This is a genomic window from Sphingomonas sp. Ant H11 (genome assembly GCF_000797515.1).
GTDB lineage: Bacteria > Pseudomonadota > Alphaproteobacteria > Sphingomonadales > Sphingomonadaceae > Sphingomonas.
The window spans coordinates 28,636-47,070 of the sequence record NZ_JSBN01000157.1; the positions used below are offsets into that span (position 1 = coordinate 28,636).

The 18,435-nt window shown below is 65.0% G+C and carries 11 protein-coding genes, 1 tRNA gene and 7 pseudogenes; 8 read left to right on the forward strand and 11 right to left on the reverse strand.

The annotated features are described in order from the left end of the window. Window positions 1–73: 73 nt before the first annotated feature. The 5 genes and pseudogenes from NW75_RS20345 to NW75_RS20365 all read left to right on the forward strand — a co-directional run bounded on the left by NW75_RS20345 (window position 74) and on the right by NW75_RS20365 (window position 6,203). Window positions 74–2,292 (forward strand): annotated as a pseudogene (locus tag NW75_RS20345) (sensor histidine kinase). 4 nt (window positions 2,293–2,296) lie between these two features. Beyond that, a pseudogene (gene ntrX / locus NW75_RS20350) lies at window positions 2,297–3,669 on the forward strand (nitrogen assimilation response regulator NtrX). Between the two features lie 98 nt (window positions 3,670–3,767). After that, a pseudogene (gene hfq, locus NW75_RS20355) lies at window positions 3,768–4,283 on the forward strand (RNA chaperone Hfq); the annotation flags it as partial. After that, window positions 4,280–5,566 (forward strand): GTPase HflX, encoded by a 1,287-nt coding sequence (gene hflX, locus NW75_RS20360; protein ID WP_033967216.1) that lies wholly within the window; start codon window positions 4,280–4,282, stop codon window positions 5,564–5,566. The pseudogene hfq and the gene hflX, both read left to right, overlap by 4 nt. Next, entirely contained in the window at window positions 5,544–6,203 is a 660-nt protein-coding gene (locus NW75_RS20365) for a GNAT family N-acetyltransferase (protein WP_033967218.1), read from the forward strand. The genes hflX and NW75_RS20365 overlap by 23 nt, the downstream gene beginning before the upstream one ends. Here NW75_RS20365 and mazG read toward each other — a convergent pair. From mazG to NW75_RS20415, 10 genes and pseudogenes are all read right to left on the reverse strand, one after another. Next, window positions 6,181–6,939 (reverse strand): nucleoside triphosphate pyrophosphohydrolase, encoded by a 759-nt coding sequence (gene mazG, locus NW75_RS20370; RefSeq protein ID WP_033967219.1) that lies wholly within the window; start codon window positions 6,937–6,939, stop codon window positions 6,181–6,183. The two genes, NW75_RS20365 and mazG, sit on opposite strands and share 23 nt — an antisense overlap. Before the next feature lie 91 nt (window positions 6,940–7,030). Continuing rightward, entirely contained in the window at window positions 7,031–7,234 is a 204-nt protein-coding gene (locus NW75_RS20375; protein ID WP_033967221.1) for a hypothetical protein, read from the reverse strand. Continuing rightward, window positions 7,231–7,995, reverse strand: coding sequence for an MBL fold metallo-hydrolase (locus tag NW75_RS20380; protein ID WP_033967222.1), 765 nt, complete (start codon window positions 7,993–7,995; stop codon window positions 7,231–7,233). The genes NW75_RS20375 and NW75_RS20380 overlap by 4 nt, the downstream gene beginning before the upstream one ends. Further along, window positions 7,992–8,767, reverse strand: a pseudogene (locus NW75_RS20385) (TatD family hydrolase). The gene NW75_RS20380 and the pseudogene NW75_RS20385 overlap by 4 nt, the downstream one beginning before the upstream one ends. Then, window positions 8,767–10,304: pseudogene (gene metG / locus NW75_RS20390) on the reverse strand (methionine--tRNA ligase). Before metG ends, NW75_RS20385 begins: the two co-directional pseudogenes overlap by 1 nt. 50 nt (window positions 10,305–10,354) lie before the next feature. Beyond that, window positions 10,355–11,332 (reverse strand): DNA polymerase, encoded by a 978-nt coding sequence (locus tag NW75_RS20395; RefSeq protein WP_033967224.1) that lies wholly within the window; start codon window positions 11,330–11,332, stop codon window positions 10,355–10,357. Next, window positions 11,329–11,960, reverse strand: a pseudogene (gene tmk, locus NW75_RS20400) (dTMP kinase). Before tmk ends, NW75_RS20395 begins: the two are co-directional and overlap by 4 nt. Before the next feature lie 4 nt (window positions 11,961–11,964). Then, a complete protein-coding gene (locus NW75_RS20405; protein ID WP_033967226.1) occupies window positions 11,965–13,137 on the reverse strand; it encodes a D-alanyl-D-alanine carboxypeptidase family protein in 1,173 nt (390 codons plus the stop codon). Window positions 13,138–13,155: 18 nt separating this feature from the next. Then, entirely contained in the window at window positions 13,156–13,857 is a 702-nt protein-coding gene (locus NW75_RS20410; RefSeq protein WP_052192545.1) for an SPOR domain-containing protein, read from the reverse strand. A 165-nt stretch (window positions 13,858–14,022) separates the two neighbouring features. After that, window positions 14,023–15,002: pseudogene (locus NW75_RS20415) on the reverse strand (lytic murein transglycosylase). Between the two features lie 222 nt (window positions 15,003–15,224). Between NW75_RS20415 and NW75_RS20420 the strand changes: the two are divergent. The 3 genes from NW75_RS20420 (at window position 15,225) to NW75_RS20430 (ending at window position 17,508) form a co-directional block, all read left to right on the forward strand. Beyond that, window positions 15,225–15,314: transfer RNA gene (locus NW75_RS20420), tRNA-Ser, on the forward strand. Window positions 15,315–15,473: 159 nt separating this feature from the next. Further along, window positions 15,474–16,733, forward strand: a complete 1,260-nt coding sequence (locus NW75_RS20425; RefSeq protein WP_033967228.1) for a tyrosine-type recombinase/integrase — start codon at window positions 15,474–15,476, stop codon at window positions 16,731–16,733. A gap of 13 nt (window positions 16,734–16,746) precedes the next feature. Further along, on the forward strand, window positions 16,747–17,508 hold the full coding sequence (locus NW75_RS20430; protein WP_033967230.1) for a hypothetical protein: 762 nt from the start codon (window positions 16,747–16,749) through the stop codon (window positions 17,506–17,508). Between the two features lie 249 nt (window positions 17,509–17,757). On the opposite strand, the gene NW75_RS20435 is transcribed toward NW75_RS20430, so the two are convergent. Continuing rightward, window positions 17,758–18,435 (reverse strand): tyrosine-type recombinase/integrase (locus NW75_RS20435; RefSeq protein ID WP_033967232.1); only part of this gene is annotated, 678 nt, incomplete at its 5' end.

An 18,435-nucleotide genomic window follows, 5' to 3' on the forward strand; every position in this document is an offset into this window, starting at 1 on the left:
CCGGTTCGAACTTGAGATCGGCGGCGTCATTTGTGTGTTTTCCTTGCAACGCGGGCGTTGTAGGAATGTCACGATGAGTGAGTCTGTGCTTTCGGTTCCGTTAAGGGGCGGCGTGCCGCCCCGGTTCCATGTCACGCGCTTTCTGGAGCTGGCGGTGCTCGCCATCGCGATTGTAATCGCGGCAGCCAGCTATCTGTTCATCGCGCGCGGGAGTAGCGCGGATGCGCTGTTAAGCCCGGCTCTGGTGGCTTCACTGTTGCTCGCCAATTTGCTGCCCGGCATTGCATTGCTGGTGCTGATCGGGCGCCGCATCGCGATGCGGCGTGCCTCGCGTTTGCCGATCGGCGGGCGTGGTCGGTTGCACGTACGGCTGGTTGCGCTTTTCTCGATCATTGCGGCGGTGCCAACACTGTTCGTGGTCATCTTCGCCTCGCTGCTGTTTCAATATGGCGTGCAATTCTGGTATTCCGATCAGGCGCGCAGCATGATCGAAAATGCTACTGGCGTTGCAACGACCTCGTATCAGCAAATGCTCCAACGTTGGCAGGTTGCTACGGTTACCGCCGCGCAGGATATTTCCGAGAATTTTTCAGAAAAGGTAAGATCTCCAGATTTTCCCGAATATTTTGGAAAATACCAGATTTTTTACAGAAGCTTTTCGGATGGTTTTCTTTTTATATATTCCCCGGACGGCAAATTTCATGAAATCGTCAACCTGAACCCGGACAAGCTCGATCTGGCGCGGGAGGTGACGCGTGGAGACATTCTGGATGTCCAACAGAAGGTGCCCAGCATTACCACGGTGAACGGCAACCGCATCAAAACGCTGGTGCCGATCCCGGGGACGACCAATGTCTATTTGCTGACCGTCGCGATTTCGGACGTCCGCGTGATGGAAGCGCAGTCGAAGCGCAGCGCGGCAGTGCTGTCCAGCTATCGCGACTTTCTCGCGCGTTCGCGATCGCTGCAGCTGAAGTTCAACGCTGCGTTGCTCGGAATTTCGCTACTGATCATCGCCATCGCCGTATGGATCGCGCTGGAAGTTGCCGATCGCATCGTGCGTCCACTCGGCGCGCTGGTGGCAGCGGCGGATCTGGTTTCTACAGGCGATTTTACCGCGCGCGTGCCGACGCCCAAAACCGACGACGAGATCGGCACGTTGACCAGCGCCTTCAACCAAATGACCGAGCGCCTGCAAGCGCAGACCGGTGCGCTGGAAAGCCGTCGCGCCTTGATCGAGGCGGTGATGTCGGGGGTCACTGCCGGCGTCATCTCGGTCGCGCCCGACGGGACCGTCCGCCTGATCAATCGTTCGGCCATCACGCTGCTGGATGGTCCTGACGATATGCCGGTCGGCAAACCGCTGAAGCTGATCGCGCCCGAATTGGCGGCGCTGCTCGACGGACAGGATCGCGAAGCGATCATCGAGATCGGCACCGGTAATGACGCGCGCACGCTGGCGGTCAAGGTCACGCGGGCACACGAAGGGCCGATCCTGACCTTCGACGACATCACCGGGCAACTGCTCGACCAGCGCCGTGCCGCCTGGTCCGACGTCGCACGCCGCATCGCGCATGAAATCAAGAACCCGCTGACCCCGATCCAGCTCGCCGCGGAACGGCTCCAGCGGCGCTATGGCAAGCAGATCGACCCGGACGACACCACCTTTGCGCGCCTGACCGATACGATCATTCGCCAGGTCGGCGACTTGCGACGCATGGTCGATGAATTCTCCTCCTTTGCGCGGATGCCCAAACCGGTGTTCCGGGAGGAGTCGCTGGTCGATCTCGCTCGCCAGACACTGTTCCTGCACGAAGTCGCGCACCCCGGCGTCGTGTTCAGCCTGGCGCATGAAGAGCCGAGCATCATGCTGGTGTGCGACCGCCGCCAGATTAGCCAGGCTCTCACCAACATCGTCAAGAATGCGGTCGAGGCGGTTGAAGCCAATCCGGGCGCAGCCGAGGCGAGCATCACGATGACGCTGGAGGAGCGGGACGGCCGCACCACCATCACCGTCGCCGATACCGGCATCGGCTTGCCCGCCGCGCGCGACCGTATCGTCGAGCCCTATGTCACGACGCGGCGCGCGGCACCGGCCTTGGCCTGGCGATCGTCAAGAAGATCGTGGAGGAGCATTTCGGCACGATGACCTTTGCCGACCGCCCCGGCGGCGGCACGATCGTCACCGTCAGCTTCGACACGGCGATGCTCTCCAATCTCGACACCGGCGACGGAGGCGATGGGGGCATCGCCGAAGCGCCACCCCAGCAACTCTCGCAGAACCGGACCTGAACCCATGCCCCTGGACATCCTTGTCGTTGATGACGAACGCGATATTCGCGATCTGGTCGCCGGTGTGCTCGAAGACGAAGGCTATGGCGCGCGCGTCGCGGCCGACAGCGATTCGGCCCTGGAAGCCATTTCGGTGCGGCGGCCGTCGCTCGTGCTGCTCGACGTGTGGCTACAGGCTCGCGGCTCGACGGCCTCGAGTTGCTTGATGAGATCAAGCGGCGCGACCCGTCGATCCCGGTGCTGATGATTTCGGGGCATGGCAATCTCGATACCGCCGTTGCTGCGATCCGGCGTGGTGCGGCCGATTTCATCGAAAAACCGTTCGAGGCCGAGCGGCTGCTGCTGATGGTGGCACGCGCGACCGAGACCGAGAGCTTGCGCCGCGAGATCGCCAGCCTGCGCGCGGTGGTGGGCCGCGATACCGATTTGACCGGCAATTCCGGTGCGATCAACGGCGTGCGCGCAACGCTGAAGCGCGTGGCCGCGACGGGCAGCCGCGTGCTGATCATGGGCGCGGCGGGCGTCGGCAAGGAAGTGGCTGCTCGGCTGCTGCACGGCTGGAGCCAGCGCGCCGATGCGCCGTTCGTCGTCGTCAGTGCGGCGCGGATGACGCCCGAGCGAGTCGAGGAGGAGCTGTTCGGCATCGAGGAGGGGGGGCAGCTCGTCCGCTCCGGCCTGCTCGAACAGGCGCACGGGGGCACGCTGTTCCTCGATGAAATCGCCGACATGCCGCTGGCAACGCAAGGCCGCATCCTGCGGGTGCTCACCGACCAGAGTTTCAGCCGCGTCGGCGGGCAGCGCGTGGTCAAGGTCGATGTGCGCGTGGTGTCTGCCACCGCACGCGATTTGACGCATGAAATTGCCGAAGGCCGCTTCCGCGAAGATCTCTATTACCGGCTCAACGTCGTGCCCGTCACCATTCCGGGGCTGGCGGAGCGGCGCGAGGATATCCCTGCGCTGGTCGATCATTTCATGGCGCATTACGCGTCCGAACGGCGCGTTCCCACGCCAGCCGTCGCGCCTGACGCCATGGTGGCGCTGCAATCCTATGAATGGCCCGGCAATGTGCGCCAGCTCCGCAACATTGTGGAGCGCACGATCATCATGGCACCGGGCGACCGGATCGGGCAGATCGATCTCGATATGCTACCCCCCGATATTCTCGGCGATCCGGGCGAACTGGGCGGCGGGGCGACCGCGATTATGGGTGCGCCGCTCCGCGAAGCGCGCGAGACCTTTGAGCGGGAATATCTGCGCGTGCAGATCCGCCGCTTCTCCGGCAACATCTCCCGCACCGCCAATTTCATCGGGATGGAGCGGTCGGCACTGCACCGGAAGCTGAAGCTGCTCGGCATTACCGAGGTGCGCGAGGATTAATCGACTGGATCGGTGGACGAAACGATCGTGCATCCCTAGATTAGAGGACGGGTACACCACCTAACTCGACGCCGGAACCGGCGCGCTGCGGGAATCCCCCGCCAAGAACAAAGGATCGACCGATGGCCGACAAGCACACCTCTCTGCAAGACCTGTTCCTCAACGCCCTGCGCCGCACCAAAACCCCGATCACGATGTTCCTCGTGAAGGGCGTCAAGCTGCAGGGCATCGTCACCTGGTTCGACAATTTCTCGGTGCTGCTGCGCCGGGATGGGCAGTCGCAGCTGATCTATAAGCATGCCATTTCGACGATCATGCCGGCCAACACGGTCGACATCGATGCGATCGTCAACGCGATCGGCGAGGCGCAGAAGAAGCAGCCGCTGCTGCAGGAAATCTTCCTCAACGCGGTGCGCAAGTCCGAAGACAATGTCACCATGTTCCTGGTGAATGGCGTAATGTTGCAGGGGCAGATCGCGGCGTTCGACCTGTTCTGCATGCTGCTCCAGCGCGATGGCATGGCGCAGCTCGTCTACAAGCATGCGGTCTCCACCATTCAGCCCGCCCATCCCCTTAATTTGGCTGATGAAACAGCAGGTTCGGACGACGATTGACCACAGGTTTTGAACGGGACCGCGGCGATGTCGCGCGCGGTGCCAAGGCCGTTGTCGTGTATCCCGACACCGGTATTTCGTCGCGGGATGCCGATGCCCGGCTGGCCGAAACCGCCGGGCTGGCCATGGCGATCCATGTCGAAGTGGTCGATCGCGTTGCGATCAAGGTGCGCGCGCTCCAGCCTTCGACCCTGATCGGCAAGGGGCAACTCGAAGCGCTGGGTGCCACGGTGCGGATGGCGGAAGCCGAACTGGTCGTGTTCGACGCCAGCCTGACGCCGGTACAGCAGCGCAACCTCGAAAAGGCGCTGTCGGCCAAGGTGATCGACCGTACCGGGCTGATCCTCGAAATCTTCGGCGAACGTGCGGCAACCGCCGAGGGGCGCTTGCAAGTCGAACTCGCGCATCTCGATTATCAGGCGGGGCGGCTCGTTCGCAGCTGGACCCATCTGGAACGCCAGCGCGGCGGCTTCGGCTTCCTCGGCGGCCCGGGTGAAACGCAGATCGAGGCCGATCGGCGCTTGATCCGCGATCGCATGGCGCGGTTGAAGAAGGAATTGGAGCAAGTCAGTCGCACGCGCGGGCTGCACCGCGACCGGCGCCAGCGCGCGCCCTGGCCGGTGATCGCGCTGGTCGGCTATACCAACGCCGGAAAATCCACGCTTTTCAACCGCATGACCGGTGCTGACGTCATGGCGGAGGATCTGCTGTTCGCCACCCTCGACCCGACGCTGCGGCAGATCGCGCTGCCGGGCATCGACAAGGCGATCCTGTCGGACACCGTTGGGTTCGTCTCCGAACTCCCGACCCAGCTCGTCGCGGCCTTCAAGGCGACGCTCGAGGAAGTGGTGTCGGCCGATTTGCTGATCCACGTCCGCGACATCGCGCACCCGGATACGATTGCGCAGAAGGATGATGTCGAGGCGGTGCTGCGCGATATCGGTGTGGATCTCTCGGTTCCGCGGATCGAGGCGTGGAACAAGCTCGACATGCTCGATGGCGACGATCGCGCCGAATTGCTGGGCGAAGCCGCGCGGCGCGACGATGTTGCGGCGATTTCGGCGCTGAGTGGGGAAGGGGTGTCGGCCTTGCTCGACACCGTCGCCGCGCTGCTGACGTCGAGCCATCGCCGCTACACCATCCTGCTCGATGCGGGCGATGGTGCCGGCGCGGCCTGGCTTCACGCGCATGGCGAGGTGCTGGAGCAATCGGTCGAGGGCGAACAGGCGATCTATGAAGTCCGCATGGCCGAGCGTGATTATGAACGGTTCTGCCAGCGCTGACGTCGTCGATCGCGACCTGATCGCAGGCTGGCTCCATGCCCGCTCGATCGCGCGGGCTCTGCCGATGCCAGTGGCCGATCACGGCGGCTGGCGGGTGGACACGCGGTCGGAGCAGGAATGGTGCCGCTATGTCTTCACCGATCCGGCACCCGCGATTGCCGAGCTGGCGCAGTGCATCACTCAGCCAAGAGTCTATGTGAAGCTTTGCCAGGATGACGCTGTTTTAAGAGCGCTTTTGCCGTCACATTGGCAAATCTGTGCGCCTTCCTGGATGATGACAGCGGGGGCCACACCCCTTGCAGAAACGGGGCTGCCCGACGGCTATCTCCCGACGGTCGAAACCATCAACGGTGTCGTTCGGGTCGCGATCACCGGCGCAGACGGCGCGCTCGCGGCCAGCGGCTATGCTGCCGAAGCGTCGGGCGTATTGGTCTATGATCGCATCGTCACCAACCCGGATCATCAGCGGCGCGGCCTGGGCCGGGCGGTGATGAGCCTGTTGCAAGCGCAGCGCCGCTCAAGCGCGTCGCGCGAAGTGCTGGTCGCAACCGCGCAAGGCCGCGCGCTTTATACGAGCCTCGGCTGGTCGGTGCATTGCCCTTATGCGACCGCGGTCATTCCTGACGCGGTGCCTTGATCGCTTGCCACAAGGCTTCCTTGTCGGCGAGCGGCAGGCCGGGAAAGGCATCTCCAGCTTCCGCTTCCATCGCCTTGAAACGGCGTTCGAACTTGGCATTGGCACCGCGTAGCGCCGCCTCGGGGTCGACGCCCAATTTGCGCGCCCAATTGACCACCGAGAAGAGCAGATCGCCGACCTCATCCTCGGTCTCGGCCGGGGTGGTGGCCGCTTCGATCTCGGCGATTTCCTCGTCGATCTTGGCACGCGGGCCTTCCGCGTCCGGCCAGTCGAACCCCACGCGCGCCGCACGATTCTGCAGCTTTTCGGCGCGCAGCAAAGCGGGAAGGCCCAAGGCTACGCCGTCCAGCGCGCCCGGCGGGACGTCGGCCAGGCCCTTGGCGGCGCGTTCGGCGGCCTTGATCTGTTCCCACAGATGATGGCCGCCCTCATCGACATCGCCAAAGATATGCGGGTGACGGCGCTCCATCTTGTCGCTGATCGCCGCCACGATGTCGGGCAGCGCGAAATGCCCGGCTTCCTCGGCCATGCGCGCATGGAAAACGACCTGGAGCAGCAGGTCGCCAAGCTCGTCCTTCAGCTCGGCCATGTCGCCGCGCGCGATCGCATCGGCGACTTCATAGGCTTCCTCGATCGTATAGGGCGCGATGCTGGCGAAATCCTGCGCGACATCCCATTCGCAGCCCGACACCGGATCGCGCAACCGCGCCATGATCGTGACCAGCCGTTCGATCATCGACACGCTCCATTTCGGGTGAGGAACCGGCTCCCGCTGGCGACCTCCATCAATCCGATAATATACATTATGTTAAATTGAGGCCGTTTCATCAGAGCAAGCCTCCCAATACCGATCCAGCCCCGAAAGCGCCCTGCCACAGCACCACCAGCACGAACAGCACGCCGAAGATCGCCACCCAGGCCAGCGCCATCCTGATCGTATCGCCGAGCGGCAAACGGCGCGCCGCTAGCGCGCTGACCGGCAGGATCAGGACCAGCGCGTAAAAGACCAGATCCATGCTGGTGTCGGTCATACCTGCAGTTCCAGCCCGTCATAGGCTGGCTCGATGCCCGGTGGCAGTTCTGCCAGCAGGCTCGCATAATCCATCGACTGGTCCATATGCGCCAGCACCGCATGACGCGGCTTCAGCATCTCGATCCAGCCCAGCGCCATGTTCAACGTCGGGTGCGACGGATGCGGCTTGCGGCGCAGTGCATCGACGATCCACAGGTCAAGACCTTCATACAGCCTCGCCATATCCGGCGTCATCGCACTGAGATCGGTCGCATATCCAATCGATCCCGCGATGCTGTCAAAGCGCAAGCCGGCCGATTGGAACGGCCCGTGCGGCTGATCGACCACGCCAACCGTAATGTCCCCGATGACGACACTGTCGGGCAGCGCCTCGATCGCGACGGTCGGCGGATAATCATCCCAACCGTGGAAAACATAGCCGAAACGCCGCTTCAACGTGTCCATCAGATCGGGCCGCGCCAGCCCGCGCACCGGCCGCCCCATCGCATGGAACACCTGGCGCAGATCATCTATGCCGTGCGTGTGATCGGCATGATCATGCGTCCAGATCACCGCATCCAGCGTCGACACATCCGCCGCCAGCAACTGTTCGCGCATGTCGGGTCCGGTATCGACCAGAATGCGCGTCGTCTGCGTCTCGACCAGGATCGACGCGCGCATCCGCCGATTGCGCGGATTGGTCGGGTCGCACGCGCCCCAGTCATTGCCGATCCGCGGCACGCCGGACGAGGTGCCCGATCCCAGGATCCGCACCTTCATGCGCGCGTCTTGGTAAACAGTGCGTGAAAGTTCTCCGCCGTCGCCGCTGCCAGCGTTTCCAGCGGCTCGCCGCGCAATTTTGCCAGGAATGCGGCGGTATCGGCCACGAAGGCCGGCTCGCCCGTTTTCCCGCGATGCGGCACCGGTGCCAGGAACGGCGCATCGGTTTCGATCAGCAGCCGGTCGAGCGGCAGCCGCGCGGCGGTGTCCTGCAGATCCTTGGCGTTCTTGAAGGTCACGATGCCCGAGATCGAGATATAGAAGCCAAGCTCCAGCGCGATATCGGCAAATGCCCCGCTCGCGGTGAAGCAATGGATGACGCCGGGATAGGCCCCCTTCCCCATTTCCTCGCGCAGGATCGCGGCGGTATCGTCCTCGGCATCGCGCGTGTGCACCACGATCGGTAGTTGCGTTTCGCGCGCGGCGGCAATGTGCGCACGAAAGCTCGCGCGCTGGCGGTCGCGGTCGCTATGTTCATAGTAATAATCGAGCCCGCTCTCGCCAATGCCGACGACGCGCGGATGCTGCGCGCGTTCGACCAGCCGAGCGGTGCCGATATCGGGATGCTCATCGGCTTCATTGGGATGGATGCCAACCGTCGCCCAAACATCGGGCTCGCGCTCGGCGGTGGCCAGCACCGCATCCCACTCGCTTTCGCGCGTCGCAATGTTGAGCATGGCATGCACGCCGCGCGCCGCGCGCGCGCCAGGATCTCATCCTGCTGCTCGCCCAACCCCTTATAATTGAGGTGGCAATGGCTGTCGGCGAACATCAGCCTTCGACCGGCGCTTCGAGCCGTGGGAACACGCCGACCGGGGCCGGCAGCGTCAGGCCCGGCGCCAGCGGGTGGCCGAGTGCTTCGAAGTGGCGCGCATCGCCGTGCTGCCCCAGCAGATCGAGCAATTTGTCCGCCCCATTGGGGATCGCCCAGCGCGCCAGAATCGCGATCCGCCGCACCGCATCCGCTGCATGATAGAGGATGGTGTCGGCGCGGGCCGGATCGGTCTTGCGCACGCTCCACGGTGCCTGATCGGCGAAATATTGGTTGGCATCGCGCGCTGCGACCAGATCGCGTCGAGCGCGTTGTGCAAGGCCAGATCGCCCATCGCATCGTGCATCCCGGCCTCCGCCGCAGCGACGCTGGCGAGCAGCGCGTCCTCGGCCTCGGTGCGTTCGCCCGCCGCCGGCACCACGCCACCGCACGCCTTGGCAATGATCGACAGGCAGCGTTGCGCGAGATTGCCAAGATTGTTGGCAAGGTCAGCATTACAACGGGTTACGATCGCTTCTTCGGAATAACTCCCATCCTGGCCGAAGCTCACTTCGCGCAGCAGGAAATAGCGCAGCGCATCGACACCGAAGCGATCGGCCAGTTCCATCGGATCGGTCACGTTGCCGACCGACTTGGACATCTTCTCACCGCGGTTGAGCAAAAAGCCATGGCCGAACACCGCACGCGGCAGCGGAATGTTGGCACTCATCAGGAAAGCTGGCCAGTAAACTGCATGAAAACGCACGATATCCTTTCCAATCACGTGCAGATGCGCGGGCCAGAAGGTTTCGTACAGTTCGACATCGTCGGGATAGCCGACCCCGGTCAGATAATTGGTGAGCGCATCGACCCACACATACATCACATGGCCCGGGCTGCCCGGCACCGGAACGCCCCAGTCGAAGCTGGTGCGCGATACCGAGAGATCGGACAGGCCGCCCTCAACGAAGCGCAAAATCTCGTTGCGGCGCGCCTCGGGCAAAATGAAATCGGGCTGCGCGGCATATAGGTCGAGCAAAGGCTGCTGATATTTGGAAAGCCGGAAGAACCAGGTTTCCTCCGCCGTCCATTCGACCGGCGTGCCCTGCGGCGACAATTTGGCACCGCCCTCGCCTTCGACCAGTTCCTTCTCGTCGTAAAAGGCTTCGTCGCGAACCGAATACCAGCCTTCATAGCGGTCGAGATACAGGTCGCCCGCGGCTTCCATCGCTTGCCAGATCGCCTGGCTGGCGCGGTAATGGTCGGCGTCGCTGGTGCGGATGAAGCGATCGCACGAAATCTCCAGTTTCTCGGCCATTGCCTTGAAATAGCCGCTCATTTCGTCAGCCAGCGCGCGCGGGGTCAGGTCACGCTTGCGCGCTTCCTGGACCATTTTCAGGCCATGTTCGTCGGTCCCGGTCTGGAAGCGGACTTCACGGCCCAATTGGCGTTGATAGCGCGCGATCGCGTCGGTCGCGATCGCCTCATAGGCATGCCCGATATGCGGGCGTCCGTTGGGATAGCTGATTGCGGTGGTGATATAATAAGGGTCGGCCATGGCGGCCTCCTAGAGCATCGGTCGCCGCAATTGAAGCCTTGGCGCCGCTTTCAGCGTGCAAGCCGTGCGACGATCCCCGACATTTCATAGACGGTCGCCTGCGCATCGAGCGTCAGCGCGCGCGCGGTGGCGGCAAGCGTGCGGGCGGCGTCATAGCCGTCGAGCGCAATGCGCAGCCGTTCGCCGTGCCGTTCCGGGGCCAGGCCCGCGATAAAGGCGGGGGCGCGGTCGAGGAACGCCTCATAGCGCGCCTGTGCGGCCTTCAGCGCCAGCGATTTGGCGAGGCGGACGCGACGGCCGTTGCTCGGGTCGCCATCGCGCGCGATTGCCGCCAGCGCTTGATCGATGGCGGCCAGATCCAGCCCGGCAAAGCCAAGGGCGCGGCCCGGCGATCCATGCGCCATGCGGATCAACGCCGCCACTTCCGCCGGATCGGCAGCAGGAAGCTGTTGGTTCAGCACAGCCGTCATGGTGCCGTCATCCAGCGGATCGAAGCGCAACTGGCGGCAACGCGAGCGGATCGTCGGCAACAAACGCCCCGGCGCGTGGCTGACGAGCAGGAAGATCGTGCCCTCGGGCGGCTCTTCGAGATTTTTGAGCAGGGCGTTGGAGGCCCCCGGCCGTTCCAGATCATCGACCGCATCGATGATGACGACTCGCCTGCTCGACATGGAGGGGCGCGTCGCGAACATCGGGCCGAGCGCGCGGACCTGCGCGATCGGGATGCTGCGCGCGAGGTCGAGCCCGGTCTTGTCGCCTTCCTTGGGCTGCCGCGCGAGCACGCGGTAATCGGGGTGCGATCCCGCCGCGATCAATTTGCGTTGCGGGTTGTTCTCGGGCACGTCGAAACCCGGCGGCAGCTCTGCCCCCGCCCCTTCGGCCAGCAACCGCAACGCAGCCGCGCGCGCGAACGTCGCCTTGCCAATGCCTTCCGGCCCCGCGAACAGCCACGCATGGTGCAAGGCTCCGCTCGCCATTGCGGCGGCGAAGGCCTGGTGCGCGGCATCGTTGCCGAGCGGCAGCGTCATGGCAGCAGGTCGGCCACGGCGGCAAACACCGCGTCTGCGACATCGTCAATCGCTGCGGTCGCGCCGACCAGGCGGAAGCGCTCGGGTTCCTGCTTGGCAAACCGGCGAAAGGCGGCGGCGACGTCGGCGTGGAAGGTATCGCCGCGCGCCGCGAACCGATCCGCTGCAGCGCCATCGCGGACCGCCGCGCGTCTTCGTCCAAGCTCGGGCGATAGTTCCAGCACGAGCGTCCGGTCGGGCAGCAGCCCGCGTGAACCGAAGGCATGGAGCGCCAGCACGGCAGCGTCGTCAATGCCGCCAGCCACCCCTTGATAGGCGCGACTGCTATCGAGGAACCGGTCGCAAATCACCCAGCGTCCGGCCCCCAGTGCCGGGCGGATCGTCTTTTCGACGTGGTCAGCGCGGGCAGCGGCGAACAGCAACGCTTCGCTATGCGGGCTCCACCGCGCGACGTCGCCTTGCATCAGCAAGCGCGGATCGCCTCGGCCCCCTCGCTGCCCCCGGGTTCGCGCGTCACCAGCGTTTCGATCCCGCGCATCGCCAGCGCATCGGCGAGCAAGCGCGCCTGGGTCGATTTGCCCGCTCCCTCGCCGCCTTCCAGCGAGATAAAACGCCCGATGCCCGTCATCGGCTCAAGCGCCGAACAGGCTCATCAACCCGGCCCAGGCCCGCCCGAAAAAGCCCGCCTGCGGCACGTCGTTGGCGGCCACCAGCGGAAGCCGCTCGGCGGGCATCCCCGGTGTTACCACCACCAGATCGGCGATGTGCTGCCCGGCCTTAATCGGTGCCTTGATCGGCCCGTCATAGCTGACCGTCAGCCGCATTTCGCCCGCCGTGCCGGCAGGCACCGTCGCGGAGAGATCGCTCGGCGCGACGAGCCCAACCTTGTTGGAGGTGCCGAGCTGCACCTCGGCGGTTTCGATCTGCTTGCCCTTGGCGAGGATCGGCTTGGCCTGCCACGCGCGAAAACCCCATTCCATGAACTTGACCGATTCCTCGGCGCGCTGGCCCGACGTGCCCAGCCCCGCCAGCACCATCACCAGCCGACGGCCATTCTGCTGCGCCGAGCCGGTAAAGCCGAAACCGGCTTCATCGGTGTGCCCGGTCTTGAGCCCGTCGGCACCGCTCACCCGACCGAGCAATGGATCGCGATTGGCCTGGTCGATCGGCTTCTCGCCGCCCAGCGTCTTGCCCCAGGTGAAGCTGCGCAGCGAATAGAAGCGCTTGTAGAGATCGGGATAATCCTGGATCGTCGCGCTCGCCAGCTTGGCGAGATCACGCGCGGTCACATAGGTGACGCCATTGTCGGGCCAGCCATTGGCGGTGCCGAAATGGCTGTTGCTGAGGCCCAGCTTGGCCGCCGCGCGGTTCATCCGTTCGGTAAAGGCCGATTCGGTGCCCGAAATCCCTTCCGCCAGCACGACGCAGGCATCATTGCCCGACAGCGTGACGATGCCCTTGAGCAAATCCTCGACGCTGACATTCTCGCCCGAGGACAGGAACATGGTCGAGCCTTGCGAATGCCATGCGCGCCACGTTTCGGGGCGCACCGGGAATTTGGTATCGAGCTTCAATTCGCCCGACTTGATCATCTGGAAGGCCACATAGACCGTCATCATCTTGGCCATCGACGCGGGCGGCATCCGGCGGTCGGCATCCTTCGAATACAGGATCGCGCCGGAGGACAGGTCCTGCAGATAGGCGACCGGTGCCGGCGTCTGGAACTCGGGTGCGGCCACGGCCGGACAGGTCGCGGCGACGGCGATGAGGGCAGCGGCGGCGATCAGTTTTTGGCGGGAAAGCATCAGGTCCGGTCTCGTTTTTTAGTCGGTGTGGAGGATTTGCGCGTCACCATAACCGTGCCGGGCGGCCCCGTCACGCGCGCGCTGTGCGCTGGCTTTGTCGCCAAAGGGGCCCAATTGCACGCGAAAAAGGCGTCCGAGCGGAACAACATGGCCGCCCAGGGCGTGCGCCATCGCAGCGGCTCGCTCCGCCGATGACAAAGCGGCGACCTGCACGACAAATCCGCCAGCCGTAGAGGGAACCGGTATCGATGGAACCGGTGCCGGCTTTGGCTTGGCGAGCGGCTTGGGCGCTGGCGCTTTGGGCATCGGCGCTTTGGCGGGGACCGCACGCGGCACCGCCGGTGTTCCCTGCGGCATCGGCACTTTGCGACGCAGCGCCGTGAGCAAAGCTGGCGGCGCATCCAGCCGCGCCGATGCCGCCTGTCCCGCGCGCAATGCCGTCTGATCTTGCGGGCTGGCCACCACCGCCCGCACCCGCACCGGAGCCCGGTCGCCAACCCCCAATGCCTGCGCGGTCGCTGGCGACAGCGAGACCACCGCCCTGCTGGTGTCGCGCGCGACCACCAGCGCCAGGATCGTCCGCCCCGTATCGAGCGCGGTGATCTCGACCGGTGTGCCCGGCGGGACATTCGGATGCGCGACCGCCATCGTCACCGCGCTCCACTGCGGATCGACCGGCAGCGATGACACGGCCGCGAAACCGACGCTATCGTCCCGCACTTCGCCCGAGGTGCCGCGCGGCCATCGCCCGGCGGCAAATCGCTGGCGGCGGCGATCGCGGGGGGCGAGGAGACGTCGTGAATTTTGGGTGCGCCGCGGTGCTGAGGGGGCGGCATCGCCTGCCCGCCCCCGCTTACCAGCGCCAGCGCCACCAGCACGCCCATCTCAGCGCTCCACGGCATCGGCCAGCAGGCCGACCGACAAGGCATAGAAATTGGAGCAATTATAATCGAGGATCACCCGGTAATTGCCCGTCAGCAAGTAGGCCGTGCGCCCGGGGCCATCGGGTTCGAGCAACGTCGCCAGCACCGAATCGCCCGGCCAGTCGCGCGTCAGCGGGACAAGCCCCAGCCTGCGCCATTCGGCCATCGTTTTCCACGCGCTGTGGCGCGCGAACACTTTTTAGACAGCGCGGCGACAGCAAGCGATTGGTCACTTGGCTGCGGTCGAACGTCGCGGGTACGGAGACTGCGAGGCCCCACGGTTGGCCCGGTCTCCACCCCGCATTCGCGAAATAATTACCGATGGAGGCGAGCGTGTCGGCCCGGCTCGCCCAAATGTCGACCCGGCCGTCGCCGTCGCCGTCGCGCGCGAGGCGCAAATAGACCGACGGCAGAAACTGCGGCCCACCCGTCGCCCCTGCCCAACTGCCGACGAGTTGCGCGCGCGATACGCCGCGATCCATCATTTGCAGCGCGGCGATGAACTCCTCCGCAAACAGATCGCGCCGCCGCCCCTCATAAGCGAGCGTCGCCAGCGCACGCGGCAGATCGAACCCGCCCATAACCCGGCCATAGCTCGTCTCATGCCCCCAGATCGCGACCATGATCGATTCGGGCACGCCGATCTGCTGCTCGATCCGTTGCAGGCGCGACCGTTCGGCCTGATAGGCATTGCGACCGTTGGCGATGAGCGCGGTCGTGAGGTGCTGCGCCTGATACGGCGCGAAATTGGGAACCCCGGCATTGGGATTGGCCCCCGGCTGCGCACGATCCAGATCGATGACGCGCTGGTTGAGCGTCAGCGTAGGAAGGACCGCGTCAAGCGTTGCCCTGCTCACCCCCCCGCGCCAGCGCCTGCGCGCGCAGGGTCTGGAGATAGGCCTGAAACCCCGCTTCATCCTGCGCCGCTGCCTGCCCGATCATGGTGAAGCACGCGCCCACAACGGCCAGCGCGATGCCAATTCGACGCCCAAAAATACTGGTTCCTCGCATCCTCCGACCTTGGCACACCGGCCTGCCCACATGAACCCCTAAAGGCCCGATACCGACCACAAACCTTGCACATCTCGTCCCGTCGCCGCTAAGCGGGGCATCCGCTGCAAGGTTGGCCTATGAGAGTCGGCTGGCCGTTGTCGCAGACCGACGGGAAGAGTGTCCGAGTGGTTTAAGGAACCGGTCTTGAAAACCGGCGAGGGTGCAAGCTCTCCGTGGGTTCGAATCCCACCTCTTCCGCCAAGGCTTTGTGCCGGGTTGTCTCATTTAGCTCCAAAGCGACTCGCCCGCCCTCGGTAAATGCCTTGCGGGTTGTCTCATTCGACATCATTGAGCGACAGCACAGCGCAATCGATTCGGGGGCACTTCTGGGGCACCGGTTGCTGCTTGTGGGGGCACCGCATGTTGACCGACCTAGCCTGTCGCCGCGCGACGCCCAAGGAGAAGCCATACAAGCTCGCGGACGCTCGCGGGCTTTATTTGTACGTGCTGCCCTCGGGCTACCGCTCGTGGCGTTGGAAGTTTCGGTTCGCGGGCAAAGAAAAGCGGATGGTGTTCGGGCCATATCCGGAGATTTCGCTGATCGAGGCGCGCGAACTGCAACAGGCAGGTGCCCGCCTGCTGCGCACAGGTGTGGATCCGTCGATCGACAAGCGCCAGCGGAGTGCCGCCCAGGCCAGCAAGGCCGGAATCACCTTCGCGCCCCTGGCGCGGGAGTGGCACGAGAATCAGAAACACCTGTGGTCGGCGAAACACGCGGCCGACGTGCTGAGCCAGATGGAGCGCGACGTCTTCCCGAAGATCGGCAAGCTGCCGATCGCGGACATCACCCCGCCCTTGGTGCTGGAAGCGCTGCGCGCAATCGAAACGCGCGGTGCAATCGAGACGGCACGGCGCGCGCGCCAGCGGATCTCGGACGTGTTCGTCTTGGCGATCGCGAGCGGGATTGCCGAGTCGGACCCGGCAGCGGGCCTCGCGCCTGCCATGAAGAAACTGATCAAGGGCAAGTCGCCCGCGGTGCGGACGATCGCGGACGCGCGGAAGGTGCTGGCGGCGACAGAAGCGCAGCCCGGCCATCCGCTGACCAAGCTCGCTTCGCGATTGCTCGCGCTCACCGCAGTGCGGTCCGGCGTCTTGCGCGCAGCCGAGCCGCACGAGTTCGAGGATCTCGACGGGGAAATGCCGCTCTGGCGCATTCCTGCGGCCAAGATGAAGCTGGTCGTCGAGCGCAAGCGCGACGTAGCCTTCGAATTTCTGGTGCCATTGTCGCCCGAGGCGGTCGAGACGGTGAAGGTCGCGATCGCGTTCTCGCGCGGTGCCCCGCTGATCTTCCACAGCGTCCGCAGCACGCGGCGGCCGATCAGCGACAGCACGATCAGCAAGGCCTATCGCGACGCGGGCTATTCGGGCGTGCATGTTCCGCACGGCTGGCGATCGACCTTTTCGACGATCATGAACGAGCTGGCGGAGGAACGGAATCGCGTTGGCGATCGCGCGATCATCGATCTGATGCTGGCGCACGTTCCGTCGGGCGTGGAGGCGACGTACAATCGCGCCGCTTATATGCCCCGCCGTCGCGATCTGGCGCAGGAATGGGCGACGATGCTGGTCGGCGAGCTTCCGCCGGCCTCTTCTTTGCTGGACGGTCCGCGACGCAGCTGATCGGCGGTGCGCGGTGAGCGCGCCGACAAAACCGGCTGGCCTCGCCGCCGCCAACCAGGCGCGCGCGGAACGCCACACCGTTCGCAGCCTGATCAAGGGCGTCGGCTTCAGCTTCGAAGGCAAGCGGCGCGGCAGCTGCGCCGTGCTTGCGACCAGTCGGCTCGCTGGCGAGGCCGAGCTCCGCAACTGGCGGCACCACAATGTCTTCCCACGCGTCGAGAAAGAGGAACGCCTGCAGCAGATCTTCGCCTGGGCCGACGAGCATAAGGCCAAGGGCCGGCCCTGGGGGCTGCTGTCTCCCAAGGAGAAGGTCATCTTGAAAGTGCTGCACGACGCGCGCGACTATCTGACGGGGCGGCTCGACTTCGCCTATTCGCAGATCTGCGCCATGGCGAAGTGCTGCACGCAGACGCTGAGCGCCGCGATCAAGAAATTCGAGCGACTGCACCTGGTCGAGAAATGGCGGCGCATGGTGCCGATCGTCGGCGGCGAGCTCGGGAGCGCGCGCAACACCCAGATCAACAACGCCTATTTCCTCAAACTCCCGGGCGAGGTCGCCAAACGCGTGCGCGATGCGCTCGAGAAGGTCTCGTCCATCGTGTTGCCGCCCGTACAGCCTCCCAGGCAGCCCACAGAGCACGAGCTTGCCGCCCAGGCCACAGCGCGTGCCAAGTCGGCCGGAAGCGACCGCACAGCCGCCTCGCGCCACGAGCATTACGCAAATAGTGCCGTCGAGGGCATGCACGCCCGCCGCGCCGCCCCCGCTTTATCGTAGCTTCGCGATTCTAGTGATCAGAGAGTCCACCACCTCAGGAGATAAATAAAAGGAACGCCTTCGGCGTGCGCTATTGATCGCCCCTTCCCCCGGTGCAGACGTCCGACCTGGACGGCAACCCGATCGCCCAGCTTGGCGGTCGGGCTTTTGGCTATCGGGGGGCGAGAGCATGAAGCGTGCCACCCTGCCCTCGGGTATGGCGCGTTGTGCACGGTCAGAACGGGCGCGATCCTCAATATCGGCCGATGGTTATCCGATCAGGATCTCGGCCCATTCCTCGAGCAGCGCGCGCCGCGCGATGATGTGTTTGGCGCGGTTATAGGCGAGCTCCACCTTTTTCATGTCCTTTGGCATGTGGCCCAGCGTGCGGTCGATATCGGCGCGACATTCCGGCCGCCGCTCGTTCATGACGGTGGAGAAACTGGCGCGCCAGCCATGTGGGACGTGGCGGCCACCGAAGCCCGCGCGGAAATAGAGCTCGCCGATCGCGCCGGCACCAATTGGTTGAGCGCCAGCCCGCCCGGGAAAGACGAAGCTCGATGGTTCGCCCGGCACCGCCATTCTCGCGCGGATCGCGCGCAAAATTGCAGCGGCGGGCGCGGAAAGCGGCACGATATGATCATTGGCGGGGTCGCGCTTATTTGCCGCACCGAGTTTCATCCGCGCCGCCGGCACGCGCCAGATCGGCGCGTCGCCATCGAGGTCCTCGACTTCGCACCATTCCATCCCGCGGAGCGCCGCCATGCGCACTGCGGTCAGCGCGAGGAAACGCGATGCCTGTCGTAGGATCGGCGCGGCATCGAGCGTATCGACGTTGGCGACGAGCGCGCGCAGCTCGGCAACCTCGACCAGCGCGGCCTGGCGGCCGCTTGCTGGCGCGGCCGCGAGCGCTTCGCGGACGTCGGCCGGGTTGTCGATCGACGTCAC